The following is a 12,608-nucleotide window of genomic DNA, read 5'->3' as shown; positions in this document are numbered from 1 at the left end:
TCTATCCATATATTAATGGATGAGGAGTGTCAGGACATGTCCATACATCAGATAGGTCACAAGGTGTCTTTTGCCGATATGAAAACGAAGTTGCCTCAGGAGAGCTGGATGTACACTCAGAATGAAGCGCACAACGGTGAATTTGAAGCCGAGGAAGTATGGTTACATTCTGGTGATCTTCATATCAGTGAACTGTTGTTGGATGAAGGACCCTTTTTGATCTTGGTTGAAGGAAATCTGACAGTGGATCGTTATATTGGAAATACAAGTTCCGACGCTGCCAGTTCAAATCTGGTTGTACTTGGGAATCTCATAACGCCCTATATGATCGTGGGTGGGCAGGAAATATATATTACAGGTAATCTCTATGTGGAGGATATGTTCTGGGGGGATTATAACCATGGAGAATTGACAGTGAGAGGGAATGTAGAAGGTGGATTGCTGGTAAGTACCGATCAATATACGATTCAGGTTCAAGGACAGCGTAATGTGAAGCGTCAGCTTGAAGAATGGGAGGATCTCGGACCATGGCGGGGCTTTGACATGTTGGCGTTATTGGTTCCTGAATGTGTGATTGATGAAGATACAGAGCCGTTTCCTTGGCGAGAAGAAATGTTAAAGAGGCTGCAACAAGGACAACCTGTAATCAACCGAAAGTACATTCATGCTGATGAATCAGAGCCAGATGCGCCGGATTGGTTCGAAGATCATCGGATTACCGCTGAGAACGTAGAGCGTCTTACTCATCCATCTTTGTTACCTGTAAGAGAGGAGGATGAGTTACTGAACAGCTATGAATTTTGGTTGGACGAGCAATTTTGCCGAGTATCGGTCTATGGAGATGAGCATACGGAGGGATATTTCCGTAGTCTGTATTTTCAGGATGACCACAATTGTGCATTGTTGCTTAAGATGGAGCCATCAGATCAAGGTTCCAACTCTCCTGATAAACATATCGTACAACCGGGTGAACCTGTCTGGATGATCTCAGGAGCATATCGTTATCTAAACAATGAGAAGTCGGAATGGAACGTATTTTCGGAGAACTCACCTGCTGATATTCAGCAGTTAAGCGAGCAAGGATGGAGCACCTTGTTGCAGTCTGTATCGAATTATCAGTATGCCCGTTCCTTAATTTCGCACCAACTGATCCACGATTTATTAGCACTGCCTGTCGTGGAGCCATATGACGATTATTATGATGATGATCGGCACGGGCTGTGGATTGGAGAGTTATATTATGCATTTCGACAAGCAGGTCAGATGTCTGATGGTGTTCCCCAGCCAGCTATGCTACGTATTGGAAGAGAGTATGTGGATGCTCAAGGGGAGACGCAGGTGGAGAAATACTATTATACCCTGCACCAACATGCGGACGGCTCGGAAAGTGTGTTGATCGAATACTCGGCTCAGGATGACGAGGAAGAAGATCCATTGTTGCTTGAACTTCATTACATCGGCGGCTCTCAGTTACTGCATGCCGTTCACTTGCTGGAACATGGACGCAAAGTGCTCATTCAAGCGAATGAGGATTTACTGAATGGGGAGCTGCCTTACGCTGCTGAATCATTTGCAAAACGATTTTGGAAATCCAAAGGATACCTGAAATGAACAAAACAACCTTCACCTCTATTACAAGAGGGAGGGTTGTTCTGTCATTACATTTAACCAAACTGGGCTTGATGCAGTCGGCTGTACGAGCCTTGACGCGCGAGAAGTTCTTCATGACTTCCTTGTTCAGCAACGGTGCCGTTCTCCACGACTACGATGCGATCGGCGTGTCTGATGGTCGCCAGTCGATGGGCGATCACCAATGTCGTACGTCCCTGCGCCAGCTCGGATAAGGCCAGCTGAATGGCGGCTTCCGTCTCGGTATCGAGTGCGGATGTTGCTTCATCCAGAATGAGAATTGGCGGGTTTTTCAGGATCATTCTTGCGATGGATAAACGTTGCTTCTGTCCGCCGGACAATTTCACGCCACGTTCACCGATCATGGTGTCCAGTCCATCTGGCTGGGATTGTACCAGCTCTTCCAATTGGGCCCGGCGAATGGCTTGCCAGATTTCCTCATCGGAAGCATTCAGTTTGCCGTATGCAATATTTTCTCGAATCGTTCCATCAAACAGGAAAATATCCTGCTGCACAATCCCGATATGGGAGCGCAGTGATTCCAGCGTCATGTCCTTCACCGGAATGCCATCGATGGAGATATGTCCTGCATCCACATCGTAGAAACGTGGGATCAGACTGCATAACGTCGTTTTACCTCCGCCCGAAGGTCCAACCAGAGCAACCGTCTGGCCTGTCTGGATATCCAGATTGACCTGAGAAAGCGTAGGTTTGTGTTCTCCATAAGAAAAGGTAACGTTATGGAAAGCAATATCTCCTTTGACATCCGGAATCGGTTTCGCTTGTGGTGTATCTTCTACATCCGGTACAGCTTCAAGAAGCTCCAGGTAACGTCTGAATCCGGCGATGCCTTTGGGATACGTCTCGATGACAGAGTTAATCTTCTCGATCGGTCCGAGGAATACATTGGAGAGCATCACAAAAGCGATGAATTCCCCGTAGGTCATACTGCCTTGAATGACAAACCAGGTTCCACATACCAGTACAAACAGCGATACAAATTTCATCAGGATAAAACTGAGTGAAGAGTTCCAGGCCATAATACGGTAGGTGATTAGTTTTGTAAGCCGGAAACGTTCGTTATTCTCAACGAAACGTCCTACTTCATGTTTTTCATTGGCAAAAGCTTGTACCACACGGATGCCGCTCACATTGTTCTCAACCCGTGCATTATAATCGGCGATATCCGCAAACATGCGCTTGAACGCCTTGGACATTTTACGACTGAAGTACAGTGACAGGTAGATCATCAGCGGCACAATGATGAACGTCATCACAGCGAGCTGCCAGTTGATCCCCAGCATAATCCCGAAAGCTCCAGCGAGTGTCATGAGGGCAATGAATAGATCCTCGGGTCCATGATGCGCGATCTCACCAATATCCATCAGATCGTTGGTCATGCGGGAGACCAGATGCCCGGTCTTATTGTTATCGAAGAAGCGGAAGGACTGTTTCTGTACACGCTGGAACAGTTCACGCCGCATATCGGATTCGATGTTAATACCAAGCTTGTGGCCCCAATAGGTCACTGCATAATGGAAAAAGGAACTGAGCAGGTAGATGCCGAGCAACCCGACACACGCCGCTAAGATCATGGACCAATTGCCAGCCGGAAGCAGTTGATCGACAACCCTGTTAACGGCGAGTGGAAAGGCCAGCTCCAGCAGCGCGGCAGCGATGGCACAGGAGAAGTCCAAGATAAAGAGTCTTTTGTAAGGACGATAATAAGACATAAAACGGCGAAGCATATGTAAGTCCTCCTCAATATGACATAAATGCCCGAGCAGGATGATTAGCCTGTCCGGACACCTGTATTCATGCTTATGTTATTTACGGTTTTGCTCGGCACGTTCTACGATCATATTGGCGAATTCCTCAGCCTGACCTTGAATCGCAATTGGGTCGAAGTACCAGTAACGGTCTTCCAGCAACTCATACACCTGATTGTTTTTCACAGCCGGCAGGGATTGCCAGATGGAATCACCTTGGTAATTTTTGGTGTTCTCTCCAACGGTTAAGAAGATATGATCCCCTGCATAATCACCAACAACTTCACGCGAAATCTCTTTCCATTGGGTATCACCCATCAGTTCTTTTTTGGTGATTTCGAGTGGGGCAAGTTGCAAAGCACTGTAGACCGCTTGTCCTCCTCGACCAAAATTGTCTCCATATCCATAGTAACTTTTGTCGGATACTTCAAGGATGGAGAAGGTTTCCTCCGGTTTAATGACTGTTTTCACCTTGGCGCGAGCGGCTTCAATCCGTTCATCGTACGTTTTCAGCCAAGCTTCGGCTGCTTCGGATTTGTTCATCAGCTCTCCGAATCCCCGGATTTCGTCGTGTACATTGGTGAAAGTACCATACGGAATGACCACGGTCGGTGCGATTTTTTGATAACTCTCAATTTCGCTGGCCTGATCGGAGTAGGTAATGATCAGATCCGGGTTCATGGCAATAACCTTCTCCATGGATACCGCCGCCCGATCACCGATACTCTCTATGCCCGCTACCTGATCTGCATAGAACGGGTTTTCCAAATAATATTGAACAGCACCAACGGGTTTCACACCCAGTGCGAGCAGATCACTTACGTACATATCGGTAACGATTCGTTTCGGTTCAGCCGGAATTTCAACATCTCCGCTTAATGACTTGTAGATCCGTGTAGCATTTGAATTGTCTGAACCGGACGACGTGTCTGTGTTCGTCTCGGAAGAGGCTGTTGTTGTTTCGGTTCCCGCTGCCGAAGTCTGTTCAGTGGCAGTCGAGCCTGTTCCGCTACTACATGCAGCCAGAATCATAATGATGGCGAGCATAAGAAGCAAGCCGGAAAAGCGTTTTTTTGCAGCAAACATATTTTTGTTCCCCCTGTGTATAATCAATAATGATTATTATTCTCATTAATAACATAGAGGAAGATGTGATATTTGTACATGGACAACTATGATCACTACTGCATGGACAATTATGATGTGAGGTGACGCATGATATGTTGCAACTGCTCCATAACGGACAAGGGATCAAATCCATAGAACATGTCGGCATCAATCTCGTATACACGTCCTTCACGAACGGCGGATAGGGTGCCCCAGGATTCCAGACTCAGCAGGTTAGCCAGCATTTCTCGTTTGGCAGGTTCCTCAGGGAAGGCGACAAACATGTGATCTGCGGCATACAAGTGAATCTCGGACAACGGAACATGAACGTACCCCGTAAGTAACTGTCCATCCTGCTCCATACGTGAGGGTGGAGTGAAGCCCAGCGATTGATACAGCACATGAGAGGCTCTGCCCCAGCCATGACCGTAGATATAAGCCCCGTCTTCTCCAATCATAAACATGCAAACGGCGGACCCTCGTGTTCCTTCCATCTGTTGGTCTAACTTATGATTGGCTTCTTGCTCCAGTTGATGATATTGATCTAACAACGCTTGTGCATTGGACTCAAGCCCGGTAATTCTGCCCAAAAGAAGAAGCTGCTCCTGCCAATCGATTTCCTCAAAAGGCATCAGAATGGTCGGTGCAATCAGACGTAGTTCATCGGAAGCGGGATGCGGCGCATACCCGACAATGACATCGGGCTGAGCGTTTGCAATCAGATCCGTATGTTTAACCAGCTCATATTCGGAATGTCGCTCAAATTGCTCATGACCATCATGATCATGCGCACACATTTTTTCTTCCATCCAGCTTGCTACGGCGCCCATGTGGGGAGTGTGGCCCAGTGCCAGAAGTGAGGCCGTATAATTGTAAGTCAAAGATACAATCTTTTTGGGCATTTTCCGGTAGTGTGTTGGTGCTGATCCAACCATCTGTTTGAATTTGCGGCTCAGATAAAAGGTGTCCCTGTAGCCTGTCAGTTGTGCAATCTCCTGTAGCGTAGGGTTCGCGAACAACAGATGCTCCTGAGCCATCCGGATCCTGAGACGGGTCACATATTCAACAAACGTAAGACCTGTATGTTTCTTGAACTCCCGTGAAAAATGCTCAGGACTCACATTTGCATCCCTAGCCAATTGTTCGCGGGTCAGCGGATGGGTATACATCTGATGGATATGTCTAAGCACGGCATCAAGCCAAGAGTGATCTTCATGAGCAGAATGAGCCACATGATCCCGTAAAATATCCAGTAACTCATAGAAAAGCATATGTGGCCTGAAGGGGCTGGAATCACGGCCTGCCGTACTGGCTTGAACCAGCTCTACTGCCCTGTCGGTGAGAGTGCGACTCGCAATGGGAACTGGTATCCCGAACGGCCAGAACAGCTGTTCATTTTCAGTGGAATCAAAAGCAATAGCAATGCCCTGTACTGGCGACAGGGAGCCGCGCTTGTTCTCGTGCTGAAGCAGGTTTCCAGCTTGCCGAACGACTGCACAGCCTGCATTTAATGTCAGTTTCCCCTCTGTACTAATCAGCCTGGCCTGGCCAGCAGTAATGACGTATAGCACATGAAGAGTGCTCCACATTTCATCTATGCGGGAGAATGCCTCGCGGTCGTGAAGCTGCACCAGATGGCACGGCTTGAAGTGGGTAACAGGTACGGACTGAATCTTCTGCAAGGAAATGGGACGGGACAGCGATTTTTTATGATAAATAGGCTTGGAAATATTCATTAGATAACTGTCTCCTTACATAAGTCAGCAGGGACAGTATTCGTCTCATGCCCCTGGTGTACTGGCGTAATTCTCGGATCTCGACTATTATGCAGTATATACTATAAACGGAGTGACGTGGATGGACAGATTGAACAAATCAACTTTTTATTTGAAAAATAGATAAAGTGGTTGAAATCGCTATCAACACCGACTATAATGAAAATGTCGAAACGTTTCAATCTGGCGTTTACTGCCAGTTTCATTGTATTAGGCACGAACTGTTTATAGAGCGCCAGATTGAAAGACGTGTCATGACCATCACTAGTGGTATGGAGTGGAACGGGACGCATTCAACCGTGGCCCCATAAGGATGGGAACGAGGATTTTTTTTGAGAACACCTCGAAACGTTTCGATTGACATCCATCGCTATGATATGTATAAAGATTAATAAACGATAATGAAGGATTTAGTGGTTGTTCTAACCATGTACCGTATAAAATGTGGGTAACCTTGAATTTGTTTTAGTTTAGAAGGAGCGAACGTGGAATGGCAACGATTAAGGATGTGGCAAAGCTGGCAGGTGTAGCACTCTCGACTGCTTCCTATGCGCTGAGCGGGGATAGCAAGGTTAGTGCCAAGACCAAGGCTAAAGTGCTTGAGGCAGCACGAGAACTGAATTACCGCAAGAACGGCTTTGCCATGGACCTGAAACGGAGCCGGACAAACACGATCGCTTTGATCCTGACCGATCTGTCGGGCCCATATTACTCGGAATTGATCCGTAGTGTACAGGATGTAGCCCTCGCGAACGGGTATGACCTGATTGCTTGCAGCTCCATGGGTGGACGGGATTCAACGGCAGTGCGATTTTTGCGTGAAAAAAGAGTAGATGGAGCCATCATTCTGGCACATAACATTCATGATGATATTCTGGTAGAATCTGCCGGTCATCGTTTTCCCATCATTGTGATGGATCGTCAGCTGTCGAGTGACCATCTGGTCAACGTGCTGGTGGATGGAGAGCAGGGCGGTTACCTTGCTACCCGCCACCTCATCCAGGCTGGACATCAGAAGATTGCTTATATCAGCGGTCCATCCAACTCGTATGACAACGCGCTCCGTTACCAAGGGTATCTGCGAGCGATGCGGGAAGCGGGACTTGAAGAAAAGTCCAAATGGCGTCTGAGCGGTAATTTTGTACGTGAGGGCGGATACAGTGCAACCAAAATGATGATCATGCAGGGCGATCTTCCCTCAGCTGTATTTTACGGTAACGATGAGATGGCGATTGGTGGCCTGAAGGCATTGGAAGAGCGTGGTGTATCGGTGCCAAATGATATTTCAGTGATCGGTTTTGATGATATTCAGTTGTCCGAATATGTGCATCCACCGCTGACAACGATACGCCAGCCGAAGCATGAAGCCGGGTCGCTCGCCGGACATCTGTTATTCCAGATGCTCAATGGCGAAGCGGTTGACCCTTCATATACGTTAACGATTAATATGATCGAGCGCAGCTCTGTACGTTTGGTTTAGACCGAGTCTGAACAACAAAGAACTGCCTGCATGCTGAAGTAAAAGTTTAATGATGGGGTTATCGTCCGGACGGGCTGTAAAAAGCCGGTTTGAAGAGGCCCCTATTCTTTTTCAAATTTATCGAAACGTTTCGATTTTAACTAATTCAAGGAGTGAACCTTATGACAACGATGATTAATGAACCGATCCGGTTAAGTGCCGGAGAGTTATCCTTTACCTTTTTGAACAGTGGCGACCTATACCAGGCTACATCCGGTACAACGATGTTAAACCAGTTGCTCAGCAACCAGATTGATGGATCATTGAACAACCTGTACCTGCGTGTACATGAGGGAGAGCATATCAGCTCGTTCCCGTTGCTCGGTGTACGTTCGAACAGCAAGGTGATTACAAGCAAGGCACAATCCAGCAACCAGTTGATCTGGGAGGGCACAGTCCAGCTGGAAGGTAGCGAAAAAGGCATTGGCTATCAGGTCGTATTTACAGCTACACCTCAAGGTGTATGGTTCTGGGATGTGAAGCTCACAGGACAACAACATAACGTAGATGTGGTATACGGACAGGATGTTGGGCTTGCAGATCCAGGTGCGGTACGTAGTAATGAGGCTTATCTGTCACAATACATTGACCATACGGTGTTTGAAGATGAGGCGAAAGGTTATGTCGTTTGTTCCCGTCAAAACCAGCCTCAGGGCGGTGCATTTCCATATATGCAACAAGGTTCCCTGACCAAAGCAGTTGGTTACTCTACAGACGGATTCCAATTCTTCGGTCTGTCGTACAAGGATACGAATCAACCAGAGAGCTTGAATCGCCCAACGCTGGCAAATGAGACATATCAGTATGAATTTGCCTATACGGCATTGCAATCTGAACTGCTGAATCTGAACGGAGAAGCTCAGGTGGTCTTCTATGGACTGGCGAAGCCTAATCATGCCGAAGGAATCTCTGCACTGGAGTTCGGAGATGAAGTTACCGCAGCATGGAATGAAGTACAGGCTCTGACTGTGGAAAACGGCGATACGTTGGAACAGGTGAAACTGTCCTCCTTCCTGGGTGAACCGCTGGTAACACTCGATCTGACACAAGATGAGATTTATGATCTGTTCCCTGATCGTCATCAGGAAGAGCACAGCGGTGAGGAACTGTTGTCCTTCTTCACAGGCAGCTATGAGCATATCGTTCTGAAAGCAAAAGAATTGCTTGTAGAGCGTCCGCACGGTCACATTCTGATGAGTGGTGGCAACGTGCAACTTGGAGCACAGGTTATTACGACAACATCGTATATGTACGGTATTTTCAACTCACAACTCGTTATTGGTAACACCAATTTTAATAAAATGATCAGTAATGCTCGCAATGCATTAAACGTGCCGAAAACGGCGGGACAACGCATCTATGTGGAAATGGACGGACAATATCGTCTGCTGACGATGCCTTCCCTGTTCGAAATTGGCTTCAACTATGTACGTTGGATCTACAAAACGGCATCCGATACGATCATCGTAACGAACTATACAGGGGCACACACCACCGAAGTGAGCATGAACGTACGCTCCACAAGTGGCACAGCATACCGTTACCTGGTAACAAACCAGATTACGATGAATGTGAATGAATACGAGTATCCACTGCATATGACGCAGGACGGCGATACATTGATCTTCAAGGCTGATCCACAAGCGATTAGTGCAGGAACGTACCCAGATCTGCAATACCGCATGTCGGTGGATGGCGCAGCTGTGAATGTAGGGGACGAAACGTTGCTGGCAAGTGGTATCCGCAGTGGTTCCGCATCTCTGGTAACGCTTAGTCTGGAAGCGAGTGCTGAATGGACGCTGAAGGTACAAGGAGTATTGGAAGGTCAAGCGGATAGCGGAGTGGTAGCAGGCTCAAGCCTTACGTTTGAAGAGGAAGTGCAGGCATACCGCGAGTTCTTCGCAGGTGTGATGAACGGGTTCCGTTTGTCCCGTGGAGAAGGTCAGAGTGCTGAGGATTTGTTCAAAGTAAATGCGCTGGCTTGGTGGTACACCCACAACATGCTGGTTCACTACTCCGTGCCTCACGGTTTGGAGCAATACGGTGGTGCGGCTTGGGGTACACGAGATGTGTGCCAAGGTCCGGTGGAGTACTTTATGGCAACGCAAAAATATGAGCAAGTTCGCGATATCATCAAAATGGTTTATACCCACCAATATGAAGATGATGGCAACTGGCCGCAATGGTTCATGTTTGATAAATACTTTGCGATTCAACAGGAAGAGAGCCATGGCGATATCATCGTATGGCCGTTGAAAGTATTGGCGGACTACCTGACAGCGACTCGCGACTATGCAATCCTGGATGAGAAAGTACCTTATACCGTCAAGCATAGCTTCGGGTTCACGGAAGAGACGGCAACGGTACTGGATCACGCGAAAAAAGAGATTGAATATATCCGTTCGCACTTCCTGCACGATACGTTCCTGTCTTCCTACGGAGATGGCGACTGGGATGATACGCTCCAACCAGCCAATGCACAGCTGAAGCAATACATGGTAAGCAGTTGGACGGTGGCATTGACGTATCAGTCCGTGAATGTGCTCTCGCAAGCGCTGAAATTCAAGGATGCGGACTTTGCACAGGAGCTTGATGTGCTGGCTCAAGGCATTCGTGAGGACTTTAACCGTTACATGCTGGGCACAGATGTGATTCCAGGTTTTGTATACATGGAAGAAGCGGACCAAGCGAAGCTGATGCTTCATCCAACAGACACAGAGACAGGCATTCAATACCGCTTGTTGCCAATGACGCGCAGCATGATTGGTGAATTGCTGAATGCGGAGCAAGCAGAATCACATTATGCCTTGATCCGTGAGCAGTTCCTATGCCCGGATGGCGTGCGTCTGATGAATCGTCCGGCTCAATATGCTGGTGGTGTAAGCACACACTTCAAACGTGCAGAGCAAGCGTCCAACTTCGGACGTGAGATTGGTTTGCAATATGTACACGCCCATATCCGTTACGTGGAAGCGATGGCGAAGCTGGGTAAGACAGATCAGGTGTGGAATGGTCTTGCGATGATCAACCCGGTTGGTATCGGCGAGGTTGTACCTAACGCGGAGATTCGCCAAGCGAACTCATACTTCAGTAGTTCGGACGGCAAGTTTAATACGCGTTACGAGGCACAGGAGCATTTTGACCAGCTTCGTAAGGGGACTGTACAAGTGAAAGGCGGATGGAGAATCTACTCCAGCGGCCCTGGAATCTACATGAACCAGCTGATCTCCAATGCACTTGGCATTCGTCAAGAGGGCGGCGATCTGGTCATTGACCCGGTATTGCCAGCTGAGCTGAACGGCATGCAATTCGAATTTGAGTATGCGGGTGAGCCGGTGACGTTTATCTATCACTTGAACGAAGGTGCTGTGAGCCGTGTAGCGGTGAATGGCAAAGACATTCGTACTGAGCGTACAGCGAACCGTTACCGTCAAGGCGGAGTAAGCATCTCACTGGATGAGTTCAGACAAGCACGCAGTGCAACTGAGCGTACGGTTGTTGATATCTATATGTAATTTCATAACATGATGTACACCAAGGTCATCCTCCTTTAATCAAGGCGGGATGGCCTTTTTGGCATATGCTCATAATCCACTAGCGCAGCGGGACCGCCAGCAACGTGTACAACAGCTCATTATGCCGCACATGTTTTGTTACGTAGCCCTGTTGCTCCAGCCAGCCGCATAGCTCATCCAGCAGAGGGAAGTGACGCTCGCGTAAGGCGCGTAGTTGTTCCTCGTGTCCTGTGGTTTCTGCCTGCCGAATATAGGAATCACGGTGAGTCGCATCAACAAACATCAGATCCGTTAGACCGATACGTCCACGCGAGGTTAATACTCGCTGCATCTCCTGTAAAGCCAATAGTTGCTGATCTGGACTTAGATGATGGAAAGCAAAGCTGGATACAACAAAGTCGAAGGAATGATCGGTAAAAGGCAACGCCAGAAAATTACCAAGTTTCACATGCATCTCAGGATATTTGGTACGACATCTGCGTAGCATCTCCCGGGATTGGTCGATTGCAGTCATGTCTGCGCCGTGCTGTAGCAGTTTCCCAGCCAGATTACCTGTGCCTGTACCAATATCAAGTCCTTTCTCACCAAGGGCGGGAGAGATCCAATGAGCTGTCTGTTCGAGCGCTTCGTCATAGTTGTGATACAGATAAAAGGAAGACTGTACCGTATCATTGGAGTCGCTCTGCGTGGAATGATCTGCATCCTGGTTTGGATGTGAAACTTCATTCTCATCGCTTATAGGCGAGGCGTTGGCCGAATGATGCCTGTCCTCTGAATTGGGGTGTTCAGTACTGACTCTGCCTTCTGCCTGCACTCGCTGATCATGGATGGCTGCCTGCATGTCATAATTCCACCGATCATGCCAGTTCTGCCGTGCTTCACGCAGGCGACGGGCACTGTCTGCGAGATCGTGCAGATGGCTGACATCCAGCGGACCGTCCTGACGATTCAGGTCAATCATGCGCTGGGTTGTATCCATCATACGTTTGAGCTCAATCCACTGGGCATACATGACGGCCTGTTGCAGTTCCAGATATTCTTCCAGCCGTTGCTGATTCCCTTGATCAATCTCTCCGAGCGCATGTGTAATATCCTGTAGCGACATGCCAATCTCACGCAGCGCAGCAATGGTCTGAAGCCGCCAGATATCATTCTCCGTATAGGTACGATACCCGTTACTGGACTGTTTGGCGGGGAGAATTAATCCTTTTTCCTCATAAAAACGAATGGCTCTCGCCGATATACCAAGCCTGCTTGTTGCCTCTTTGATGTTCATCATGCATCCCCCTCCTTA

7 protein-coding genes are annotated in these 12,608 nt (G+C 48.1%); 3 read left to right on the top strand and 4 right to left on the bottom strand.

Annotated elements, in window-relative coordinates; genetic code table 11:
* The first annotated feature begins 36 nt into the window (after positions 1-36).
* Entirely contained in the window at positions 37-1,611 is a 1,575-nt protein-coding gene (locus AC1DE7_RS21785; protein WP_477535146.1) for a hypothetical protein, read from the top strand.
* A gap of 53 nt (positions 1,612-1,664) precedes the next feature.
* On the opposite strand, the gene AC1DE7_RS21780 is transcribed toward AC1DE7_RS21785, so the two are convergent.
* The 3 genes from AC1DE7_RS21780 to AC1DE7_RS21770 all read right to left on the bottom strand — a co-directional run bounded on the left by AC1DE7_RS21780 (position 1,665) and on the right by AC1DE7_RS21770 (position 6,241).
* Positions 1,665-3,377, bottom strand: coding sequence for an ABC transporter ATP-binding protein (locus tag AC1DE7_RS21780; protein WP_477535145.1), 1,713 nt, complete (start codon positions 3,375-3,377; stop codon positions 1,665-1,667).
* Positions 3,378-3,455: 78 nt separating this feature from the next.
* On the bottom strand, positions 3,456-4,484 hold the full coding sequence (locus tag AC1DE7_RS21775) for an iron-hydroxamate ABC transporter substrate-binding protein (protein WP_477535144.1): 1,029 nt from the start codon (positions 4,482-4,484) through the stop codon (positions 3,456-3,458).
* A 110-nt stretch (positions 4,485-4,594) separates the two neighbouring features.
* Complete coding sequence (locus AC1DE7_RS21770; protein ID WP_477535143.1) at positions 4,595-6,241, bottom strand: ABC transporter substrate-binding protein; 1,647 nt, start codon at positions 6,239-6,241, stop codon at positions 4,595-4,597.
* A 529-nt stretch (positions 6,242-6,770) separates the two neighbouring features.
* Between AC1DE7_RS21770 and AC1DE7_RS21765 the strand changes: the two genes are divergently transcribed.
* Together AC1DE7_RS21765 and AC1DE7_RS21760 are read left to right on the top strand one after the other, a co-directional pair.
* On the top strand, positions 6,771-7,760 hold the full coding sequence (locus AC1DE7_RS21765; RefSeq protein ID WP_477535142.1) for a LacI family DNA-binding transcriptional regulator: 990 nt from the start codon (positions 6,771-6,773) through the stop codon (positions 7,758-7,760).
* 161 nt (positions 7,761-7,921) lie between these two features.
* Positions 7,922-11,314, top strand: a complete 3,393-nt coding sequence (locus AC1DE7_RS21760; protein ID WP_477535141.1) for a GH36-type glycosyl hydrolase domain-containing protein — start codon at positions 7,922-7,924, stop codon at positions 11,312-11,314.
* 79 nt (positions 11,315-11,393) lie between these two features.
* On the opposite strand, the gene AC1DE7_RS21755 is transcribed toward AC1DE7_RS21760, so the two are convergent.
* Positions 11,394-12,593: a methyltransferase domain-containing protein gene (locus tag AC1DE7_RS21755; protein ID WP_477535140.1), complete on the bottom strand. Its 1,200-nt coding sequence runs from the start codon at positions 12,591-12,593 to the stop codon at positions 11,394-11,396.
* Between the last annotated feature and the right edge of the window lie 15 nt (positions 12,594-12,608).

The sequence above is a fragment of the Paenibacillus sp. 10L310 genome, assembly GCF_056395745.1.
This window is presented reverse-complemented; position numbering and strand designations above follow the sequence as displayed.